Origin of the sequence: Kaistia adipata DSM 17808 (genome assembly GCF_000423225.1) — a bacterium.
Taxonomy (GTDB): Bacteria; Pseudomonadota; Alphaproteobacteria; order Rhizobiales; family Kaistiaceae; genus Kaistia; species Kaistia adipata.
Map to the genome: position 1 here is coordinate 919086 of NZ_AUHO01000006.1, position 21671 is coordinate 940756.

General features: G+C 67.6%; 20 protein-coding genes and 1 pseudogene. 11 read left to right on the forward strand and 10 right to left on the reverse strand.

All coding sequences use genetic code 11. The annotated features are described in order from the left end of the window. Window positions 1-27: 27 nt before the first annotated feature. The 5 genes from fabF to G539_RS0104630 form a co-directional block, all read right to left on the reverse strand. Window positions 28-1290, reverse strand: a complete 1263-nt coding sequence (gene fabF / locus G539_RS0104610) for a beta-ketoacyl-ACP synthase II (RefSeq protein ID WP_029074160.1) — start codon at window positions 1288-1290, stop codon at window positions 28-30. Between the two features lie 72 nt (window positions 1291-1362). Further along, window positions 1363-1599: an acyl carrier protein gene (locus tag G539_RS0104615; RefSeq protein WP_018184237.1), complete on the reverse strand. Its 237-nt coding sequence runs from the start codon at window positions 1597-1599 to the stop codon at window positions 1363-1365. A 270-nt stretch (window positions 1600-1869) separates the two neighbouring features. After that, window positions 1870-2607, reverse strand: coding sequence for a 3-oxoacyl-[acyl-carrier-protein] reductase (gene fabG, locus G539_RS0104620; RefSeq protein ID WP_029074161.1), 738 nt, complete (start codon window positions 2605-2607; stop codon window positions 1870-1872). Between the two features lie 35 nt (window positions 2608-2642). After that, window positions 2643-3581, reverse strand: coding sequence for an ACP S-malonyltransferase (gene fabD / locus G539_RS0104625; protein WP_029074162.1), 939 nt, complete (start codon window positions 3579-3581; stop codon window positions 2643-2645). 293 nt (window positions 3582-3874) lie between these two features. Further along, window positions 3875-5095, reverse strand: coding sequence for an MFS transporter (locus G539_RS0104630; RefSeq protein ID WP_029074163.1), 1221 nt, complete (start codon window positions 5093-5095; stop codon window positions 3875-3877). A gap of 293 nt (window positions 5096-5388) precedes the next feature. On the opposite strand from G539_RS0104630, the gene G539_RS0104635 reads away from it, so the two are divergent. Continuing rightward, window positions 5389-5730 (forward strand): hypothetical protein, encoded by a 342-nt coding sequence (locus G539_RS0104635; protein ID WP_245576793.1) that lies wholly within the window; start codon window positions 5389-5391, stop codon window positions 5728-5730. Between the two features lie 8 nt (window positions 5731-5738). Here G539_RS0104635 and G539_RS0104640 read toward each other — a convergent pair whose 3' ends face one another. The 4 genes from G539_RS0104640 to G539_RS0104655 form a co-directional block, all read right to left on the reverse strand. Continuing rightward, window positions 5739-7004, reverse strand: a complete 1266-nt coding sequence (locus G539_RS0104640) for an FtsX-like permease family protein (protein WP_029074165.1) — start codon at window positions 7002-7004, stop codon at window positions 5739-5741. Next, complete coding sequence (locus tag G539_RS0104645; protein WP_029074166.1) at window positions 7001-7690, reverse strand: ABC transporter ATP-binding protein; 690 nt, start codon at window positions 7688-7690, stop codon at window positions 7001-7003. Before G539_RS0104645 ends, G539_RS0104640 begins: the two co-directional genes overlap by 4 nt. An 8-nt stretch (window positions 7691-7698) precedes the next feature. Continuing rightward, window positions 7699-8160 (reverse strand): hypothetical protein, encoded by a 462-nt coding sequence (locus tag G539_RS0104650; RefSeq protein WP_029074167.1) that lies wholly within the window; start codon window positions 8158-8160, stop codon window positions 7699-7701. A 286-nt stretch (window positions 8161-8446) separates the two neighbouring features. Beyond that, window positions 8447-10201: an alkaline phosphatase gene (locus G539_RS0104655; RefSeq protein ID WP_029074168.1), complete on the reverse strand. Its 1755-nt coding sequence runs from the start codon at window positions 10199-10201 to the stop codon at window positions 8447-8449. 330 nt (window positions 10202-10531) lie between these two features. Here G539_RS0104655 and rpsF point away from each other — a divergent pair, with 330 nt between their 5' ends. The 6 genes from rpsF (at window position 10532) to G539_RS0104690 (ending at window position 16178) form a co-directional block, all read left to right on the forward strand. After that, the gene (gene rpsF / locus G539_RS0104660) at window positions 10532-10990 is read left to right on the forward strand and encodes a 30S ribosomal protein S6 (protein ID WP_029074169.1); all 459 of its coding nucleotides are present in this window, start codon (window positions 10532-10534) and stop codon (window positions 10988-10990) included. Beyond that, on the forward strand, window positions 10990-11253 hold the full coding sequence (gene rpsR, locus G539_RS0104665; protein WP_029074170.1) for a 30S ribosomal protein S18: 264 nt from the start codon (window positions 10990-10992) through the stop codon (window positions 11251-11253). The genes rpsF and rpsR overlap by 1 nt, the downstream gene beginning before the upstream one ends. 181 nt (window positions 11254-11434) lie before the next feature. Further along, the gene (locus G539_RS0104670) at window positions 11435-12385 is read left to right on the forward strand and encodes a DUF2232 domain-containing protein (protein ID WP_156911797.1); all 951 of its coding nucleotides are present in this window, start codon (window positions 11435-11437) and stop codon (window positions 12383-12385) included. 37 nt (window positions 12386-12422) lie between these two features. Continuing rightward, window positions 12423-12980, forward strand: coding sequence for a 50S ribosomal protein L9 (rplI, locus tag G539_RS0104675; protein ID WP_029074172.1), 558 nt, complete (start codon window positions 12423-12425; stop codon window positions 12978-12980). Between the two features lie 222 nt (window positions 12981-13202). After that, window positions 13203-14462 carry a cyclopropane fatty acid synthase gene (locus G539_RS0104680; protein ID WP_029074173.1) on the forward strand — a complete coding sequence of 420 codons (1260 nt, stop codon included), beginning with the start codon at window positions 13203-13205 and terminating at the stop codon, window positions 14460-14462. Window positions 14463-14690: 228 nt separating this feature from the next. Next, a complete protein-coding gene (locus G539_RS0104690; RefSeq protein ID WP_035829988.1) occupies window positions 14691-16178 on the forward strand; it encodes a replicative DNA helicase in 1488 nt (495 codons plus the stop codon). Window positions 16179-16186: 8 nt separating this feature from the next. On the opposite strand, the gene G539_RS0104695 is transcribed toward G539_RS0104690, so the two are convergent. Beyond that, window positions 16187-16591, reverse strand: coding sequence for a VOC family protein (locus G539_RS0104695; RefSeq protein WP_029074175.1), 405 nt, complete (start codon window positions 16589-16591; stop codon window positions 16187-16189). 182 nt (window positions 16592-16773) lie between these two features. On the opposite strand from G539_RS0104695, the gene alr reads away from it, so the two are divergent. The 4 genes and pseudogenes from alr to purF all read left to right on the forward strand — a co-directional run bounded on the left by alr (window position 16774) and on the right by purF (window position 21660). Further along, on the forward strand, window positions 16774-17904 hold the full coding sequence (gene alr / locus G539_RS0104700) for an alanine racemase (protein ID WP_029074176.1): 1131 nt from the start codon (window positions 16774-16776) through the stop codon (window positions 17902-17904). Next, a complete protein-coding gene (radA, locus tag G539_RS0104705) occupies window positions 17904-19361 on the forward strand; it encodes a DNA repair protein RadA (RefSeq protein WP_029074177.1) in 1458 nt (485 codons plus the stop codon). The genes alr and radA overlap by 1 nt, the downstream gene beginning before the upstream one ends. Window positions 19362-19415: 54 nt before the next feature. Further along, a pseudogene (locus G539_RS0104710) lies at window positions 19416-19973 on the forward strand (CvpA family protein); the annotation flags it as partial. A 220-nt stretch (window positions 19974-20193) separates the two neighbouring features. Next, on the forward strand, window positions 20194-21660 hold the full coding sequence (gene purF / locus G539_RS0104715; protein ID WP_035829991.1) for an amidophosphoribosyltransferase: 1467 nt from the start codon (window positions 20194-20196) through the stop codon (window positions 21658-21660). Window positions 21661-21671 lie beyond the last annotated feature (11 nt).

Here is a 21671-nt window from a genome sequence, read left to right on the forward strand (position 1 = left end):
TTATGGCGAAAGCGCGAAGCCGCGCTCTCAATCGGCATGCCGCCGGAAGACCAGGGAGGCGTTGGTGCCGCCGAAACCGAAGGAATTCGACAGGGCGACGTCGATCTTGCGCTTGCGCGCGACCTTGGGGACAAGGTCGATCGGCGTTTCGACGGACGGATTGTCGAGGTTGATCGTCGGCGGAGCGACATTGTCGCGAATCGCCAGCAGCGAATAGATCGCCTCGACGGCGCCGGCCGCGCCGAGCAGATGGCCGGTGGCCGACTTGGTCGAGGACATCGAGATCGACGACGCCGCGTCGCCGACGACGCGCTCGACGGCCTTCAGCTCGATGCCATCCGCCATGGTCGACGTGCCATGCGCGTTGACGTAGTCGATGTCGGACGGCGTCAGTCCGGCGCGCTTCAGCGCCGCGACCATGCAGCGATAGGCGCCGTCGCCGTCTTCCGACGGGGCGGTGATGTGATAGGCGTCGCCGGACATGCCGTAGCCGATCACTTCGCCATAGATCTTGGCGCCGCGACGAATCGCATGCTCGCGCTCCTCGAGCACGACGATGCCCGAGCCCTCGCCCATGACGAAGCCGTCGCGGTCACGGTCATACGGACGCGAAGCCTCTTCCGGGCGGTCGTTGAAACTGGTGGCCAGCGCCTTGCAGGCGGCGAAGCCCGCGAGCGCGATGCGGGAAACCGAACCCTCGGTGCCGCCGGCGATCATGACGTCGGCATCATCGAGCGCGATGATACGCGCCGCGTCGCCGATCGCATGCGATCCGGTCGAGCAGGCCGTGACGACGGAGTGATTCGGGCCCTTGAAGCCGTAGCGGATCGAGACCTGGCCGGAGGCGAGGTTGATCAGACGGCCGGGAATGAAGAACGGGCTGATGCGACGCGGGCCCTTGTCGCGCAGCGTGAAGCCGGCCTCGACGATGCCCTGGATGCCGCCAATGCCGGAGCCGATCAGCACGCCAGTGCGGATCTGGTCCTCATAGGCGGTCGGCTGCCAGCCCGAATCACGGACGGCCTGGTCGGCAGCGGCCATGGCGAAGACGATGAAATCATCGACCTTGCGCTGGTCCTTCGGGTCCATCCAGTCGTCAGGATTGTACTTGCCGTCGGCCTTGTCGCCGTGCGGAATCAGGCAGGCGATCTGAGCCGGCAGGTCATCGACCTGGAAGCTCGTGACCTTCTGGGCACCGCTCTTGCTGGCAAGAATGTTGGCCCAGTTGGCATCGACGCCGCAACCGAGCGGCGTCACCATCCCCATCCCGGTTACAACGACACGTCTCATACCATTCCCCCGATCCGGACCCATATGGGCCCGGCCGTTTTAGTTGCGCTTACTGGATCGAACGAACGGCTATCAGCCGGCGTTCTTCTCGAGGAAGCTGACGGCGTCGCCGACGGTCAGGATCGTCTCGGCCGCATCGTCGGGGATCTCGACGCCGAACTCTTCTTCGAACGCCATGACCAGCTCGACCGTGTCCAGGCTGTCAGCGCCCAGATCGTCGATGAAGCTGGCGCCCTCGGTCACCTTGTCGGCCTCAACGCCGAGATGCTCGATGACGATCTTCTTAACCCGCTCAGCGATGTCGCTCATGTCTCAAAACCTCGATTGTTCTCTGTCTACTATTTCCGCGACTTCTCGCGCGCTGGAAACCCGGACGTATCGGCAATCCCCCGAAAACGCACCGCGATATCGTCACTAGTCTTCGGCGATCGTCAATCCACACTCACGCCACCGCAAAAAGCGGCAAAGACGCGGCCCTGATATTGCGCGGTCCTAACATAGTTTAAGAACCTTGACCAGACGCCGCGAAGGGGCGTGACACCCCATTCCAAGAGGTTTGCGCGAACGCAAATTCCTCAATTAGATCATAGCCATACCGCCGTTCACGTGCAGGGTTTGTCCCGTCACGTAGGAAGCCTCGTCAGAGGCAAGGTAGACGACGGCGGCGGCAATGTCGTCGGCCGAGCCGAGACGCTTCGCCGGAACGCGCTCAAGCAGAGCCGCCCGAATCTTTTCGTTCAACGCGTCGGTCATCGCGGTTTCGATGAAACCGGGCGCGACGCAGTTGACGGTGATGTTGCGGCTGGCGACTTCCTGCGCCAGCGACTTCGACATCGCGATCAGCGCGGCCTTCGACGCCGTGTAGTTGCCCTGCCCGGCATTGCCGGTGACGGCGACGATCGAGGTCATCGAGATGATGCGGCCGGTGCGGCGGCGCATCATGCCGCGCAGCGCGGCGCGGGTCAGCCGGAAGGCCGAGGTCAGGTTGACGTCGAGCACTTCCTGCCACGCCTCGTCGGAGAGGCGGGCGAACAGCATGTCGCGCGTGATGCCGGCATTGTTGACCAGGATGTCGAGCTCGCCCATCGCCTCTTCGGCGCGCGGGATCAGCGTCTCGACCTCTTCGGCCTTGGACAGGTTGCACGGCAGCACATGCACATTGGTGCCGAGCTCGGTCGCCAGCGCGTCGAGCGCGTCGCGGCGCGTGCCGGAGATCGCGACGGTGGCGCCCTGCTTGTGGAAAGCCTGGGCGATCGCCCGGCCGATGCCACCGCTCGCGCCCGTCACCAGCGCGCGCTTGCCGGTCAAATCGAACATGACGACTTCCTTCTGGTTACCCGGTTCGGGAGCGCTCAGACGAGGCGCTCGATAGCGGCGGCGACGTCGTCCGACGTGCCGACATTCAGCGTCTGTGCCTCGGGTGCGATACGCTTGGCAAGCCCCGAAAGCACCTTACCGGCGCCGATTTCCGCAAAAAGATCGACGCCGTTCGCCGCCAGCCAGCCGATCGACTCGCGCCAGCGCACCATGCCGGTGACCTGCTCGACCAGGCGGTTGCGGATTTCGGCGGGATCGGTGACCGGCGCCGCGAGGACGTTGGCGACAACGGGCACCACCGGCGCGTTGATCGTCACCTTGGCGAGCGCATCGGCCATCACGTCGGCGGCGGGCTGCATCAGGCGGCAATGGAACGGCGCGCTGACGGGAAGCAGCAGCGCGCGCTTGGCGCCCTTGGCCTTGGCGATCTCGAGCGCCCGCTCGACGGCGGCCTTGGCGCCGGAGATGACGACCTGGCCGGGGCCGTTGTCGTTCGCGGCCTCGCAGACCTCGCCCTGGGCCGCTTCATCCGCGACCGCCTTTGCCGTGTCGAAATCGAGGCCGAGCAGCGCCGCCATGGCGCCCTCGCCCACCGGCACGGCGGCCTGCATGGCGGTGCCGCGGATCCGGAGCAGCCGCGCCGCATCGGCGATCGACAGGCTGCCGGCGGCGGCGAGCGCCGAATATTCACCGAGCGAATGGCCCGCGACATAGGCCGCCTTCGAGACCTGGAAGCCCTGCGCCTCGAGCACGCGCAGCGCGGCGAGGCTCACGGCCATCAGGGCCGGCTGGGCATTCGCGGTCAGCGTCAGCGTCTCGATCGGGCCGTCCCACATGACGGCCGAGAGCTTCTCGCCGAGCGCCGCGTCGACCTCGTCGAACACGGCCCGCGCCTCGGCGAAATTCTCGGCGAGCGACTTGCCCATGCCGACGGCCTGGCTGCCCTGTCCGGGAAATGTGAGAGCGATCGTCATGGCTGGCCCCGCACGAAATGTGATGCGCCGATCGGCGCGGGTTTGGCGGCGGCTAATCCTCCGGAACGGCGGCCGAGTCAAGCCTCGCGCTGCGGAAGCCGCTCGGGATCGGTGCTGAGAACGGGCCTCGAGCGGCCCGTTTTGCTTTGCCGCCTCACGCGCCGGGCCCCACCCGCCTCCCCCGCCACACCCGGGCGGAAACGTCGCGGCGGCCTGTCGTTTCGCCCTTAGGAAACGAAACGGGCGCCCACCGTCCTCGGCGCGCGCCCGCTTATCCACCAGCAATCCGTTCGTCAGGCGGGTTTCGGCTTCCGGATGTTCGGCAGGAATGCCGTCAGCAGGCCCAGGACGGGCAGGAAGGCGCAGATCTGGAACACGAAGGTGATCGACGTCCAGTCGGCCAGCTCGCCCAGCGCGGCGGCGCCGATGCCGCCCATGCCGAAGGCGAAGCCGAAGAACAGGCCGGAGACAAGACCAACCTTTCCGGGAACCAGTTCCTGCGCATAGACGATGATCGCCGGGAAGGCGGACGACAGGATGAAGCCGATCACCACCGACAGCGCCGCCGTCCAGAACAGGTTGGCGTGCGGCAGCAGCAGCGTGAACGGCAACACGCCGAGGATCGAGAACCACATCACGAACTTGCGCCCGAAGCGGTCGCCGATCGGTCCACCCGCGATGGTGCCTGCCGCGACGGCGGCGAGGAAGACGAACAGGTAGAGCTGCGAATCCTTCACCGAAACGTCGAAGGTCTCGATCAGGTAGAAGGTGTAGTAGCTCGTCAGCGCCGCCATGTAGAAGAACTTGGAGAAGATCAGCACGCCCAGGATCACCACCGAGCGCACGACGACGTTGTGCGGCAGGGTCTGGATGACGGGGGGCGCCGCCTTCTTGGCCCGCTCGCGCTGATGATCGCGATACCAGAAGCCGACCCGCGTCAGGATCAGCATGCCGGCCAGCGCGACGAGCGAGAACCAGGCGACGCTCGCCTGCCCGCGCGCCAGAACAATGACGGCGGCCAGCAGCGGGCCGATCGCCGAGCCGAAATTGCCGCCGACCTGGAACAGCGACTGGGCGAAGCCATGCCGCCCGCCGGAGGCCATGCGGGCGACGCGCGAGGCCTCGGGATGGAAGATGGACGACCCCATGCCGATCAGCGCCACGGCGAGCAGCAGCATCGGATAGGACGAGGCCATCGACACCATCAGCAGGCCGCAGAGCGTCACGCCCATGCCGATCGCCAGCGAGAAGGGCTGCGGGCGCTTGTCGGTATAGATTCCGACCACGGGCTGCAGGATCGAGGCCGTCAGCTGGAAGGCCAGCTGGATCAGGCCGATCTGGCCGAAGCTCAGCGCGAACTCGTCCTTGAGGATCGGATAGATCGCCGGGATGACCGACTGCATGAGGTCGTTCAGCATGTGCGAGACGCTGATGGCGACCAGGATGCCGAGCGATGTCCGCTCGACGATTCCGCGTCCGGGTGACGCGGGCAAGGCTTGCGCGCTCTCGCTCACTTCCAGAAGTCCTTGAATGAGATTGACCTGGGGAAGGGCAAGCCGAGACAGCAGCGGTTCCGGAGGTCCGATGGAACGTGGCCACTATGACGCCGACCTTCCCGGAAGGGAAGGACAGAATTATTGATAATTCAGTTCACCAAGGCTGATGGATCCTGGGAAAGGACGCAGTCCGCGCCCCGAGATCTGCACCCGAACGCGCGCAACCCCGTCCGCTCGTGACCTTCCCAGCTTGACCCGCGCCGGCCGCTACGGAAAACATGGCCACATCCACTCGCCGGAGACCTTCGCCGATGCAGATGGAACCCGACACCGGACGTGACCCAACGCCGCGAATCGATCCCACCTTCCGCGGCGGGTCGCTGACCGCGATCAGCATCATCCTCGGCTTTTCGCTCGGCTTCACGGCGCAATGGGCGACCGACGATTCGCCATGGCATCTCTCGGACTATGTCGCCGCCGGCGCGCTCGCCATCGGCATCATCCTGCAGATCAAGGCGATGGCCGAGATGCTGGAGCCCAATTCGCTCGAGCTGCCGGTCTATGTCCGCGCCAAGAATCGCTTCCTGGCCGGGCTGCTGGTGACAGCCGTCAGCATCGCCATGGTGATCCTCGTCAACGCCGTCCCCGCCTGAGTCTCCGCTCAGGCCCGGAGCCCGGCGGCCGGCGGCTGGCGATAGGCCAGCAAGGCCGGCAGCGCCGCCAGGAGCGCGGACACGGCCAGCAGCCCGACAAGCAGGCTGAGATCTCCGCGCACGAACTCGACCGGCAGCACGACGCCGCTCTCGCGGGTAAAGAGCCCCGAGAGAACCCGCGCGGCACCATAGCCGAGGCCGATGCCAATGAGGATGCCGCCGCCGACCAGCAGGAACAGTTCCGTCCAGACGATGCCGAACAGCGCCAGCCGCGGCGCGCCGAGCGCCCGCAGCGCGCCGATCTGGCGCCGCCTCTGGCTGACATGCACGACGGTCACCAGCAGGATCGCGGCCGCCACCAGCGCCTGCGCGCCGATCGCGACAGCGCCGAGCACCGCCTTGGCGTCGCCGAGGGTCGCATAGAGCGCGGTCAGCACCTCGCCCGGGAAGACGGCGAGCGTCGCGCCCGAACGATATTCGCCGCGCAGCTTGTAGGCGTCGGCGAAGGTCTTCGGCTTGACCAGGATGGCGGGCACGCCGGGAGCCTCTGCGCTCCACGGCCCGCCCAGCGCGGCAGCTGCGAGATCTTCGGCGTGGTCGTGGTCATGCGCAGGGTCGCGCCCGTCATGCGCCCCCTCGCCTCCGGCCGAGTGATCCTGATCCGCATGCGCGCCCATGCCGTGCACGCCCCACACCGCCTCGATCGGCACCAGGATGGCGCGGTCCCAGGGCGTGCCGGTCGGTGCCATGCGGCCCACCACGCGGTAGGCGATCTCGTCATGGGTGTGGCCGCCCTCCCCCGCGAGGCCGTGCATCGGCTTCAATTCGTGGTCGAGGCGGAACGGCACCGCCGATCCGACGACGGCCTCGGCCCGGGTGGCGAAGGCGCGGCCCTCGGCCAGCCCGCCGCCGGCGCCGTCGATCAGCGCGGCGGTGGTGCCGACGAGCGGATAGCCGTCGACATTGTCGCCGAAGCCGACCGGCGCCGCCCAGGCGACGCGCGGATCCCTGGCGAGATCATGCAGCACCTTGCCCGGCACGAGCGGCAGCGGCGACGGCTGCAGGAAGATCGACGACAGCACCAGCTGCGTCTCGCTGCCGGCCGCGCCGACGACGAGATCGAACCTGTCTGCGGCGCGCGCGCTGCCGAGCCGGAGCGCCCGCTCCTGCAGCGTGACGGCGACGCCGAGCGCGGTGGCGAGCGCGACGAGCAGGACGACGACCAGCGAGCCGGCCCAGAGGCGGCGGAGATCGGCGAGGACGAAACGGATCATGCGGCGAGGTCTCCGGCGGCCGGCTCTACGGCGATGCGGCCGGCGACCAGGCGAATGCGGCGATCGAGACGGTCGACCAACGCCGCGTCATGCGAGACGACGACGAGCGTGGCGCCCTCGTCGCGCGCGAGTTCGAGCAGCAGCGCCGCGACGCCGGCGCCGCTCTCGGGATCGAGGCTCGCGGTTGGCTCGTCGGCAATGAGGATGCCGGGCTTCCGGAGCAGCGCGCGGGCGACGGCGACGCGCTGCATCTCGCCGCGCGACATGGTGGCGACAGACTGGTCCGGCCGGCCGAGGCCGACGCGCTCCAGGAGTTCAAGGGCGCGCGCGCGATGCGCAGCGGCGCCCCGGCCACGCAACCGCACCGGCAGCAGCACGTTGTCCAGCGCCGAGAGGCCCGGGAAGAGATGGAAGTCCTGCATGACGAGCCCGACATTCTCGGCCCGCCACGCATCGCGGGCGCCTTCCGAGAGCCGCGCGATATCGACGTCGCCCCAGCGCACCGCGCCCTTCGCGGCGCGCTCCAGCCCGGTGACGATATTGACCAGCGTGCTCTTGCCCGAGCCGGACGGGCCCGTGACGGCGACCCGTTCGCCGGGCGCGATCTCGAGCCGGGGCAGCGACAGGACCGGCACCGGGAGGCCCGGAAACGAAACCTCTACGCCGGCGAGACGAAGGCCAAGCATGACGCCTCCTAGACGGCGCTGAAGCGGGCGCCGCGCAGGCGCAGCAGGCTGACGAAGCCGGTCTCCGGATCGGTCCAGGGGCCGTACTCCAGTGTACCGCTTACCTCGATCACGGTGTTCGGCTGCACGAAGGTCTGCTTTGCGTCGAGATAGACGACGACGATGTTGTCCGGCCAGTCGGAATCAGACGAGCAGAACGGACAGATCGACATCGGGATTTCGGTGAGGACGAAGAAGGCCGCCTCGGCCTTCAATGGCGGCGCCATGAAGCCGCGCATCGTCACTTCCTGCCCGGCCAGTTGCTTGACCTTGTCGGAGAAGGCCAGGCCGAGCACGCCGACCGATCCGTAGAGATCGTCGAAGGTCAGCATCGGCGCGGCCAGGGCGGGCGGTGCGAGAAATGCGGGCGCGGCCAGTGCGGCGAGACTTCCGACCAGCGCGTCGCGCCGCGAAATCCGTATGAGCGTCATCGCTCTCTCCTATCGAAGGCTGGCCTGCCCTTCACCTCTCCCTGAGGGAGAGGTCGACGGCCAAAGGCCGGCGGGTGAGGGTTTACGGCTTTACCGGCCAGACGCCGGAGCAGCGGTCCCTCGAGTTCCATCCGGATGGTTCCCTAAACCCTCGCCCGGCTCTGCGAGCCGACCTCTCCCTCAGGGAGAGGTGAAGGCAAGAACTGCGCGGACCGAGCCAATCTAGAGATAGCTTCGGGCGCGGACGCCCGAAGCCTGTTTTCAGGATATGGCGGATGCCGTCGGATCAGGGCTTGGCGGGGGCGAGCGCCAGCGCGTCGACGATGACGCGGTAGACGTCGCTCTGCTCCATGTAGCCCTTGAAGCCCTCGGAGCCGGGGCCGCCGGCCTGCAGCACGACATCGTCGACCGAGTGCACGCCCGAATCGCCGTCCCTGGGGATGTTGCCGGTCACGAGCACGGCGCCGGGAACGTCCTTGTAGGCTTCGTTCGCGACATATTCCTTCTTCTCGTTCTGCACGGCCGGCACGAACGGGCCGTCGAGCTTCGGGCGGAAGGTCTCGTAGTGGTCCGGGCCGTTGTTGCCGGCGAGGAACAGGCGGCGCGACACGTCGATCTTGTCCGGGTAGCCGTCGCCGTCGGCGTCGGCATAGTTCGGGAAGCCGGCGTCGGCATAGGTGCCGACCTTGGCGCGCATCTCGTCGCCTTCCTTCTCGTCATCGACGGTGCCGATGATGGAGACGCCATGCGTGTGGTCACCGGTGACGACGATCAGCGTGTCGGGGTTCTTCTCGGCGAAGGCGCGCGCCGCGGCGACCGCCTTGTCGAATTCGATCGTGTCGACCACGGCGCGGTCCCAGTCGAGCGGATGGGACATCTTGTCGATGTTCGCCGCCTCGACCATCAGGAAGAAGCCTTCCGGATTCTTCGAGAGCTCGCCGAGCGCCAGCTCGGTCATCTCGACCAGGCCCGGCTGGTTCGGGAACTTCTCGACGGTGCCCTTCTTCAGGAACTTGCGGTCGAGGGCGGTGTCCATGTTGCCGGTGTGGAACAGGCCGAGGATCTTGCCGGTATTGGTGCCGGCCGCCTTGACGAGCTCGTCCTTGTCGGTCGCGAGCGTGTAGCCCGCATCCTGGAACGCCTTGATGTAGTCCTTGTCGTCCTTGCGCTTGGAGCCCGGCGTGTCCTTGCCGAGGAAGTAGGCCGAGCCGCCGCCGAGCACGACTTCCGGCTGCACGTCGAGCATCATGCCGGTAATCTGGGCCTTGTCGGCGCGCTTGCGGGTATGGGCGACGACCGCGGCCGGCGTCGCATCCTGGATCTCCGAGGTCGCGACGATGCCGATCGACTTCTTGGTCTGGCGGCGCAGCGCCTCGGCCAGCGTCTCGACCTTCGGGTCGTCGAGCGTGTCCGGCGTGCGGTCGGCATAGACGCCGAGCGCGTTCACCGCCGTCTTGTGGCCGGTCATGTAGGCCGACATCGTGTTGGCGCTGTCGGTGGCGACGGCCTCGGTCGAGGCGGTGCCGATGAAGGCCATGCGGTCGAGATCGTCCATGGCGAGGCGGCCATTGGCCTTGCCCTCGGTCATGCCCTTGGACATGATCCGCGCCGCGGTGCGGTGCGCGACGGAGAGGCCGTCGCCGATCAGGAAGATGACATTCTTGGCCTTGGCCTGGTCGGCCGTGCCATAGACCGTCCAGGTGACGGCCTTCTTCTCCGGCCCGGCCACGGCCTCGATCGTGTAGTCGCCCGGCGTCGCCAGCACGAGGTCGCGCAGGATCAGGGCCGAACCGAGCACCTTGTCGTCCTTGCCCTTCTCTTCCGCCACGAAGCTGGCCTCGGAGCCGAACACCGCCTTGTAGTCCTGGCCGTTGACCGTGACCTTGACGTCCTCCGGCTTCACGGAGGCGTCGAACTCGACCTTGAAGTCGAAGGGCGAGCCGGCCAGGATCGTGGCGCGATCGAGCGGATAGACGGTCGCGGCCTGGGCCGCGCCGGCAAGCATCGTCGTCGCCGCCAGGGCGAGCAGCACTTTGCGCATCGGAAACCTCATGCATTGGAGTGACCGCCAGGCGGTCGACATCCCCGGGGCTAAGACCTACCCATGACGTCGATGTGAAAGCTTGACGACGTTTCGATGACCCGGCGCGGCGGCCGTGAAGCCGGCTTCGGGCTTGCTTTCCGGACGGCATGCGTATATGCACCGCCCGTCGTAACGACACCCGGCCGGGGGTTGAACGGAAGGCGGCGCGAGCCGCAGGGATCGCAGATCCCGTCTTCCCGTGTCTCCGCTCTCGAAGTTGTACCGATCGGCCTTTCTCGAAGGCTTCGGTGAGGCTTGGCGCCGGGATCAAAATAAGGAAGGGCAATCATGCCGCTTTATGAGCACGTATTTCTGTCGCGACAGGACGTGTCCGCACAGCAGGTCGAGGCGCTCACCGAGCAGTTCAAGGGTCTCATCGAGGCCAATGGCGGTTCGGTCGGCAAGATCGAGCAGTGGGGCCTGAAGTCGGTTGCGTTCCGCATTCGCAAGAATCGCAAGGCGCACTACACGCTGATGAACATCGACGCCCCGGCGGCCGCAGTGGCCGAGCTGGAGCGCCAGCAGCGCATGAACGAGGACATCCTCCGCATCCTGACCCTCAAGGTCGAGGAGCACGAGGAAGGCCAGTCGGCCATGCTGCAGAAGCGCGACCGTGACGACGACCGCGGCGGCCGCTTCGGCGACCGTGGTGACCGTCCGCGTGGCGGCTTCGGCGGTGGCGCCGGCGGCGGTTTCCGTGGCGAGCGTCGTCCGCGCTCGGAAGAATCTGAAGGAGCGGCTGAATAATGGCTGAGATCGGCACCACCAGCACGTCCAGCGGCGGCCAGCGCCGTCCGTTCTTCCGCCGTCGCAAGACCTGCCCGTTCTCGGGCCCGAACGCGCCGAAGATCGACTACAAGGACATCCGTCTCCTGCAGCGCTACATTTCCGAGCGCGGCAAGATCGTTCCGTCCCGCATCACGGCCGTTTCGGCCAAGAAGCAGCGCGAGCTCGCCCAGGCGATCAAGCGCGCCCGCTTCCTCGGCCTGATCCCCTACGTGATCAAGTAAGACCACGGTCGCCGGGACTTCGGTTCCAAGATGCGACCGTCCGAATTCGTCGGGCCGACCTCGCGCCGGCCCGACACGCCCTCCGGGGCACGATTTTCGATCGCCTATGGCGAAAACTTGGTTGGGGTCGGCCGGATCATCCGTGACCTGCCTCTAACCGCTCTCGAAGCGGGACAGCGAGATGAGCATGCGGAACATCCTGATCGGCCTCGGCGCCGGCATGGCCACGGCGCTTCTGTTCGCCGGCCTCATCAGCGGCACCGCGCTCGCCTTCCCGCTCTTCCTGATTTCGCCGCTGCCGATCGCCATCGCCGGCCTCGCTTTCGGCACATTGTCTGGCGTCGCCGCCGCCATCACCGCCTCGGCGCTGATCGGCTTCACGATCGGGCCGATCGCCGCCGGCCTCTATTTCGTCCTGTTCGCCGCGCCCGTCGCCTGGGCCGCGCATCTGGTCGGCCTGTCGCGGCCTGACGAGGCGGCGCCCGCCGGCCGGCAGTGGTTCCCGCTCGACATCGTGCTATCCCGCGCCGCGCTCGCCGCCGGCATCGCCGTGGTGATCGCCGGTTTCGCGCTCGGCTATGATCCCGAGGCGCTGATCGCCGAGACGGTCAAGGTGCTGCAGGCCTGGCTGGCGCAGTCTCCCTCCGGCGGCGGCGCGCCGACCGAGGCCGAGATCGAGCCGCTGGTGCGCTTCAACATCGCGCTGATGCCGTTCACCTCGGCCGCCATGGTCGTCGGCATCCTGATCCTCGCCCTCTGGCTCGGCGCCCGCATCGCCCGCATGTCGGGTCTGCTGCAGCGGGAATGGACGCCGCTCTGGACCGTCGTGCTGCCGCAGCCGGCGGCGCTGATCTTCGGCATCGCCTTCGTCGCCAGCCTGATTCCGGGCGTGCCCGGCCAGATCGCCGGCGCCATCGCCGGCGCAACCGGCTTCGCCTTCGCGCTGACCGGCTTCGGCCTGCTGCACGCCGTGCTGCTCGGCAAGGCGGCGCGGCCGTTCCTGCTCTTCCTCGTCTATGCGGTCAGCTTCGTCATCCTGCTGCCGCTCGGCATCATGGCCGTGGTCGGACTGGCCGACACGGCGCTGCAATACCGGGCCCGTCGCTTCGCGGCGCGACCCGGACTCTCGTAAGTCCCGATACAGTTCAAACTTCGAAGGAGTAACCCCAATGGACGTCATTCTTCTGGAACGCGTCGCCAAGCTCGGCCAGATGGGCGAGATCGTCCGCGTCAAGGACGGCTATGCGCGCAACTTCCTGCTGCCGCAGGGCAAGGCGCTCCGCGCCAACGAGGCCAACAAGAAGCGCTTCGAGGCCGAGAAGGTCCAGCTCGAAGCTCGCAACCTCGAGCGCAAGTCCGAGGCGGAGAAGATCGCCGAGGCCCTGAACGGCCAGTCCTTCATCGTCGTCCGCCAGGCCGGCGAGACCGGCCAGCTCTACGGTTCGGTTTCCAGCCGCGACGTCGCCGAGCTGGTCAGCCAGAACGGCTTCTCGGTCGGCCGCAGCCAGGTCGTGCTCGAGGTTCCGATCAAGTCGATCGGCCTGCATGACATCGTCGTCGCGCTGCACCCGGAAGTCGAGGCCACGATCCAGATCAACGTCGCGCGTTCGGTCGACGAGGCCGCCCGCCAGTCGCAGGGCGAAGACCTGTCGGCGGTCCAGGACGACTTCGAGCTCGAGCCGCTGCCCGAGGGCGAAGGCTTCGCCGGCGTCGACGAAGAGATCTGATCGACTTTAAGACCCCAAGGGGGCCTTATTTTCTGGAAGGGCGTCGCGCACCGCGCGGCGCCCTTTTTCTTTGACTGTCGCACCAGCGTCACTTGGTCGCGTACTAGCTTGATAACGCGACGATATCGGAGTTAGCTTGGTTCGACGGCCGGGGGGACCGACCGCCAATGTCGCAACCTGCCTTGGTCAACCAAGCCATTCAGGAGGGGGCAGCGGATCACGATGAACCGGTTGCTCGTCAACTATCTCGCCAGCATACTGAAACACGGATCTCTCGAAATCATCGACGCGAAGGGCAGGCTGCACCGCTTCGGCGACGGCAGCGGCACTCCCGTCAGGGCCCGCTTCACCTCGGCCGCCGCGGAGCGCGCGGTGATGATGAACCCCGAGCTCAAGCTCGGCGAGACCTTCATGGACGGCGGCTTCGTCGTCGAACAGGGCTCGATCTACGACCTCCTCGCCGTGGTGCTGCAGAACACCGGCGGCGGCGGCCGCTCCTGGTGGATGCGCGCGCTCTATCGCCTGCGCGTGCTGACCCGCCGCTTCCGCCAGTGGAACACGCCGTTCCGCGCCCGTCAGAACGTCGCCCATCACTATGATCTCGACGGCCGGCTCTACTCGCTGTTCCTCGACAGCGACCAGCAATATTCCTGCGCCTATTTCGAGACGCCGGACACGACGCTCGAAGAAGCGCAGGTCGCCAAGAAGCGCCATCTCGCGGCGAAGCTCGCGCTGGCGCCCGGGCAGAAGGTACTCGACATCGGCTCCGGCTGGGGCGGGCTCGGGCTCTACATCGCCAACCACGCCGATGTCGACGTCACCGGCGTGACGCTGTCGGAAGAGCAGCACAAGGTTTCGAACGCCCGCGCCGCGACGCAGAACCTCGCGGATCGCGCGCGCTTCCTGCTTCAGGACTACCGCTCGCTCAAGACCCGCTTCGACCGCATCGTCTCGGTCGGCATGTTCGAGCATGTCGGCATCGCCTACTATGACGAATACTTTCAAAAGTCGCGGGAACTGCTGGCCGACGACGGCGTGATGGTGCTGCATGCCATCGGCCGCTTCGACATGCCCGGCGAGACGAACTCCTGGATCCAGAAATACATCTTCCCCGGCGGCTACATCCCGGCGCTGTCCGAGGTGTTCCCGGCGATCGAGAAGGCGGGCCTCAAAGTCACCGACGTCGAGATCCTGCGCCTGCACTATGCCGAGACGCTGAAGGCCTGGCGCGAGCGCTTCATGGCCCGGCGCGACGAGGCGGTGGCGCTCTATGACGAGGCATTCTGCCGGATGTGGGAGTTCTATCTCGCCGCCTCCGAAACGGCGTTCCGCTTCCAGGACATGATGATCTTCCAGATCCAGATCGTCCGCGACCAGAACGCCCTGCCGCTGGCGCGCGACTACATCTGGCGGGCCGAGGACGCGCTGCGTCTGCGCGACCAGGCCGGACATCGTCCGTCACTGAAGATCGCGGGCGGGTGAACGGAGCGTCTCCGTCTCATCCGCCTCGCCCGCCTCTGCCCCATCCTGCAACCACTCAAGGTCGAATCGTGCGATGCTTTCTCGCCTGTCGCAGAAACGCTGCGCGCAAGCGAGAAAGTTAACGCCGAGCCGTGCCATTGGATAACGGGCACGACTCGAGTGAACATTTGGCTCCCGACCCAGGCTGCGCCTAACTGGAGCCTTCCGCGACCGAGAGCACGTTTGACCATGAATCTTCCAGCGCGAGCCGTTGAGCCGCAGGCAGCCGAATTCTACCGGCAGCCGCCGCACAACATCGAGGCGGAGCAGGCGCTGCTCGGCGCCATTCTCGTCAACAACGAGGCTTTCTACCGCGTCTCGGACTTCCTGGAGCCCGGCCATTTCTTCGAGCCGGTGCACAAGCAGATCTACGAGATCATCGCGCAGATCATCCGCCAGAATAAAATCGCCAATCCGGTCACGCTGAAGAACTTCCTGCCGGCGGACCTCGCCATCGGCGAGCTCAATCCGGCGCAGTACCTGGCGCGCCTCGCCGCCGAGGCGACGACGATCATCAACGCCGAGGACTATGGCCGTTCGGTCTATGACCTGGCGCTCCGGCGTGCCCTGATCGGCATCGGCGAGGACGTCGTCAACATCGCCTTCGACGCGCCGATCGACATGCCGCCGAAGGCACAGATAGAGGACGCGGAGCGCCGCCTGTTCGCGCTTGCCGAAACCGGCCGCTACGACGGCGGCTTCCATTCGTTCGAGGAAGCGCTGAAGGCCGCCATCGACATGGCGAGCGCCGCCTATCAGCGCGACGGCCATCTCTCCGGCATCTCGACGGGCCTCGACGACCTCGACCACAAGATGGGCGGCCTGCAGCCCTCCGACTTGATCGTGCTCGCCGGCCGCCCCGCCATGGGCAAGACCTCGCTCGTCACCAACATCGCCTTCAACATCGCCAAGGCCTACAAGGGCGAATTGCAGCCCGACGGCTCGACCAAGGCCGTGAACGGCGGCATCGTCGGCTTCTTCTCGCTCGAAATGTCGGCCGAGCAGCTCGCGACGCGTATCGTCGCCGAGCAGTCCGGCGTCTCGTCCTCGCATATCCGCCGCGGCTCGCTCGACGAGCGCCAGTTCGCCAAGGTCGTCGAGGCCTCGCGCGAGATGGCGCGCATCCCGCTCTATATCGACCAGACCGGTGGTCTCTCGATCGCCCAGCTGACCGCCCGCGCGCGCCGCCTGAAGCGCCAGCGCGGCCTCGATCTGCTGATCATCGACTACCTCCAGCTGCTGCAGGGCTCCGGCAAGGGCCAGGCCAACCGCGTGCAGGAAATCACCGAGATCACCACCGGCCTGAAGGCGCTCGCCAAGGAGCTCGCCGTGCCGGTGATCGCGCTGTCGCAGCTGTCGCGTCAGGTCGAGGCGCGCGACGACAAGCGGCCGCAGCTGGCCGACCTGCGTGAATCCGGCTCGATCGAGCAGGACGCCGACGTCGTGATGTTCGTGTATCGCGACGAATACTACCTAAAGGGCAAGATGCCGAAGGAAGGCACCGAGGACTTCTTCAAGTGGCAGGCCGAGATGGAACAGGTCGCCGGCGTCGCCGAGGTGATCATCGGCAAGCAGCGTCACGGTCCGACCGGCACCGTCGCGCTGCAGTTCGAGGCGGAGATCACCCGCTTCTCCAACCTCGCCAAGCGCGACCACCTGCCCGAATCGTTCGAGTAGCCGCCGGCTCAGCCGCGCGGCTCGAGCAGGTCCCAGCGGTTGCCATAGAGGTCTTCGAACACCGCGACGCGGCCATAGGGCTCGTCGCGCGGCGCCTCCATGAAATGAACGCCGCGCCCGCGAAAGGCCTCGTGGTCGCGCGCGAAATCGTCGGTGTGGAGGAACAGGAAGACGCGCCCGCCCGACTGGCGCCCGATCGCCGCCATCTGATCCGGGTTGACGGCTCGCGCCAGCAGAATGCGGGTCTCGCTCGCCGGCGACGGCGAGACCAGCACCCAGCGCTTGCCGTCAGCGAGCGGCTTGTCCTCGACCAGGACGAAGCCGAGCGATCGCGTGTACCAGTCGATCGCCTCGTCATAGTCGCGCACCACCACCGCGATGCAGCCGAGATATCGCCCTGCCGACGTCGTCATTCCCCGCTCCCGCCGTTTCGTAATCACCGACAGGCCTAGCCGTTCCCGGCCCCGCCGGCCAGCCTCGGCCGCGATCATCCCTTTGGCCTTGAGATCGCCGCGAAAATCGGGGACACCGGAAGCAGCACGGTCCCGCCCATGCCCCGCCGCGCGGCAGCAACAGAATCGCGTACCCTCCCCCGATGGAACAGTCCGCCTCCACTCCCGTCGAGAACCCGATCACGGCCGGCAACCGGCTGACGATCGACCTGTCCGCCCTGGCCCGCAACTGGCAGGCGATGGCACGGATCGCCGCCGGCGCCGAGACGGCCGCCGCCGTCAAGGGCAATGGCTATGGCATCGGCCTGGAGCCGGCGGTCGCCGCGCTCGCCGCGACGGGATGCCGGACCTTCTTCGTCGCCCTCCCGGCCGAGGGACTTCGCGCCCGCGCCGTCGCGACCGACGCGACGGTCTACGTGCTGAACGGTCTCGCGCGCGACCAGGCGCCCGGGCTCGCCGCCGGCAATCTCCGGCCGGTCATCGGCTCGACGGAGGAACTGGCCGACTGGGCCACCTATCGCGCGCAGGGCGGCACGGGCCGCGCGGCGTTGCATGTCGATACCGGCATGAACCGGCTCGGGCTGACCTTCGCAGAGGCGCGCGAACTCGCCGCCGATCCGGAGGCGGCCGAACGCCTCGGCCTGTCGCTGGTGATGAGCCATCTCGCCTGCGCCGACACCCCGGCGCACCCCTTGAGCGCCCGTCAGCTCGCGACCATGCGCGACGTCAAGGCGCTCTTCCCCGGACTCGCCGTCTCGCTCGCCAACACCGCCGGCATCGCGCTCGACCCGGCCTATCATTTCGATCTCGTCCGGCCGGGCATCGGCCTCTATGGCGGCCCCTTCATCGCCGGCCGCCCGCCGCTCGAGACCGTCGTCACGGCCGAGGCCCGCATCATCCAGGTCCGCGACGTGCCGGCCGGCGAGACGGTCGGCTACGGCGCCGCCGCGACAACGCGCCGGCCGAGCCGGATCGCCATCCTGTCGACCGGCTATGCCGACGGATATCACCGCGCGGCCAGCTCCACCGATCAGCGCCCTGGCGCCGAAGTCGTGCTGCACGGCCGCCGCGCGCCGCTCTTCGGGCGCGTCTCGATGGACCTCGCGGCGATCGACGTCACCGACCTGCCGCAGGCGGCGCGTGGCGACTGGGTCGAGCTGTTCGGGCCGAACATGCCTGTCGCCGAGGTCGCGGAAGCGGCCGGCACCATCAGCTACGAGTTCCTGACCAGCCTCGGCGGCCGCTATCACCGGCGCTACGTCGGAGGCGCGTGATGGCGCGGGCGAAGATCCAGTTCGTCTGCCAGAACTGCGGCGCCACCAGCCCGCGCTGGCAGGGACGCTGCGAGGCCTGCGGCGAGTGGAACACGCTGGTCGAGGAAAGCGCCACTGGCGGCATCGGCGGCGGCCCCGCGAAGGCTACCGGCGGCAAGCGCGGCCGCATCGTCGAGCTGCAGCCGCTCTCCGGCGGTAGCGACGAGGCGCCCCGCATCCCGACCGGCATCGCGGAACTCGACCGCGTCACCGGCGGCGGCTTCGTGCGCGGCTCGGCGCTGCTGGTCGGCGGCGATCCCGGCATCGGCAAGTCGACGCTTCTGCTCCAGGCTTCCGCCGCGCTGGCGGCGCGGGGCGAACGCGTCGTCTACATCTCGGGCGAAGAAGCCGTGGCGCAGGTGCGGCTGCGCGCCGAGCGCATGGGCGTCGCCAACAAGCCGGTCGCGCTCGCCGCCGAGACCAGCGTCGAGGACATCCTCGCCACGCTGCAGGCGGGGCCCGTGCCGGCGCTCGTCATCATCGACTCGATCCAGACGCTGTGGACGGAGTTGGCGGAATCCGCGCCCGGCACCGTGTCGCAGGTGCGCGCCTCGGCGCAGGCGATGATCCGCTACGCCAAGCATTCCGGCGCGACCGTGGTCCTCGTCGGCCACGTCACCAAGGACGGCCAGATCGCCGGCCCGCGCGTCGTCGAGCACATGGTCGACGCGGTGCTCTATTTCGAGGGCGAAGGCGGCCAGCACTTCCGTATCCTGCGCGCGGTGAAGAACCGCTTCGGCGCCACAGACGAGATCGGCGTCTTCGAGATGACCGGCAGCGGCCTGCGCGAGGTGCCGAACCCGTCCGAGTTGTTCCTGGGCGAACGCAACGCCGCCTCGCCCGGCGCCGCCGTCTTCGCCGGCATGGAGGGAACCCGTCCCGTGCTGGTCGAGATCCAGGCGCTCGTCGCCCCCTCGCCGCTCGGCACCCCGCGCCGCGCCGTGGTCGGCTGGGACTCCGGCCGCCTCTCCATGGTGATCGCCGTGCTCGAATCGCATTGCGGCGTGAAGCTCGGTCCGAACGACGTCTATCTCGCCGTCGCCGGCGGGCTGAAAATTACCGAGCCGGCTGCGGATCTCGCAGTCGCCGCGGCGCTCGTCTCCTCGCTCTCCGGTATTGCCCTGCCGGCCGATTGCGTCTATTTCGGCGAAGTCAGTCTTTCCGGGGCGGTGCGGCCGGTTTCCCAGGCGTCGCAGCGGCTGAAAGAGGCGCAAAAGCTTGGTTTCGCGCGGGCCGTCATGCCCGCCACCTCGATCGACAAGGATGCCGGCGGCGGTTCCGGACTGCAGGGGATCGACCAGTTGACCGCCCTGGTCGCGACGATCGCCGCCTCCGGCACGAGGCCCGAGCGTCGCGCCGTGCCCGACCCGGCCGAAAGACGCCGCCAGACTGTGGCCGATGAGGCATTGGATTCGTGAGCGCGACGGGCTAAACCGCAGGCTTGGGGCAGCGCTGAAGGGGTCATCATAGGAATGCCGGTCACGATTCTCGACGGTGTTGTGTTTGTGGTCGTGCTGATCTCGGCCATGCTGGCCATGGTGCGCGGCTTCGTCCGTGAAGTCCTGTCGGTGGCATCCTGGGTTCTGGCGGCCGGGGCCGCCTTCTTCTTATACAAGCCGCTGCTGCCCTTCGTTGAGCCTTACATCGCCAACAAGAACGTGGCGATCATCGCCGCCGCCGCCGGCATCTTCTTCGTCGCGCTGATCATCGCCTCCTACATCGCGATGAAGATCTCGGATTTCGTGATCGACAGCCGCGTCGGCCTGCTCGACCGCATCCTCGGCTTCCTCTTCGGCCTCGCGCGCGGCGTGCTGCTGGTCGTGATCGCTTTCGCCTTCCTGTCCTGGATCCTCTCCGATCGCCAGCCGGCCTGGGTTGCGGATGCGCAAAGCGCTCCTATGTTGAAGTCTCTGGCCGACAGGCTGGTCGCGGCCTTGCCTGAGGACATCGAGAAGACCATACAGGACCGGCTGCACGGTGGCAGCGAGGACGCGGCCGCCCCGACCGAGGCACCGGCCGATGACGCGCCAGAGGCCGGAGCCCCGGCTGCCCAGCAGCCCGGCGCGCCGCAGCAGGCAACGCCGAGCTACGGGTCCGAGGAACGCAAGGGCCTCGACAACCTGTTCGACAATAGCGGCGAAGCGCCGGCCGATGGACCGGAGCAATAGCCAGGCGCCGGAATGACCGGGGGAACCACCAATCCCTGAGGCGCTCCCGCAGGGGCGCCTTTCAGGGTTATGAGGACCGGAAATGGATGATTTTTCGATGCTGCCAATGACTGCCGACGAGGATCACCTCCACGAGGAGTGCGGCGTCTTCGGCGTTTTCGGGCATGACGACGCCGCGGCGCTGACGGCGCTCGGCCTGCACGCGCTCCAGCATCGCGGCCAGGAGGCCGCCGGCATCGCCGCCCATGACGGCCGCCAGTTCTCGATCGAGCGCCACATGGGCCTCGTCGGCGACAACTTCACCCGCAAGGCCGTGATCGACCGGCTGCCGGGCCGGCGCGCCATCGGCCACAACCGCTATTCGACGACCGGCGGCGCCGGCCTGCGCAACGTCCAGCCGATGTTCGCCGAATTCGCCGGCGGCGGCTTCGCCGTCGCGCATAACGGCAACCTGACCAACGCGATGACGCTGAAGCGCGACCTGCAGCGCCGCGGCTCGCTGTTCCAGTCGACCTCCGACACCGAGACGATCATCCACCTGATCGCCACCTCGATCCACGGCCGCCTGCTCGACCGCTTCATCGACGCGATCCGCCGCATCGAGGGCGCCTATTCGCTGGTGGCGCTGTCCGAAAAGAAGATGATGGGCTGCCGCGACCCGCTCGGCGTGCGCCCGCTGGTGCTGGGCTCGCTCGACGGCGCCCATATCCTCGCCTCCGAGACCTGCGCGCTCGACATCATCGGCGCCCGCTATGTGCGCGACATCGAGCCGGGCGAAGTCGTCGTCATCACCGACGAGGGGATCGACAGCTTCTTCCCGTTCGAGCGCCAGCGCTCGCGCTTCTGCATCTTCGAATATGTCTACTTCGCCCGTCCGGATTCGGCCGTCGACGGCCGCGGCGTCTACGAGGTGCGCAAGAAGATCGGCGCCGAACTCGCGCGCGAGAGCGGCATCGCCGCCGACGTCATCGTACCGGTGCCGGATTCCGGCGTGCCGGCCGCGATCGGCTACGCGGAGGCCGCCGGGATTCCGTTCGACCTCGGCATCATCCGCAACCACTATGTCGGCCGCACCTTCATCGAGCCGACCGACGCGATCCGCCACATGGGCGTGAAGCTGAAGCACAACGCCAATACCGGCGTGCTGGCCGGCAAGCGCGTCGTGCTGGTCGACGATTCGATCGTCCGCGGCACCACCTCGATGAAGATCGTCCAGATGGTGCGCGAAGCCGGCGCCGCCGAGGTGCACATGCGCATCGCCAGCCCGCCGACGAAGGATTCCTGCTTCTACGGCGTCGACACGCCGGAGAAATCCAAGCTGATCGCCTCGCACATGTCGGTGCAGGAGATGGCCGACTACATCAAGGCCGACAGCCTCGCCTTCCTGTCGATCGACGGTCTCTACCGCGCCGTCGGCGAAGCGAAGCGCGATGGCAGCGCGCCGCAGTTCTGCGATGCCTGCTTCACCGGCGAATACCCGACCCGCCTCGCCGATTTCGAGGATCGCGGCCAGGTGCAGGCCCTGGCGCGGCTCGCCGAGGCGAGCTGAGCCACGCCCCC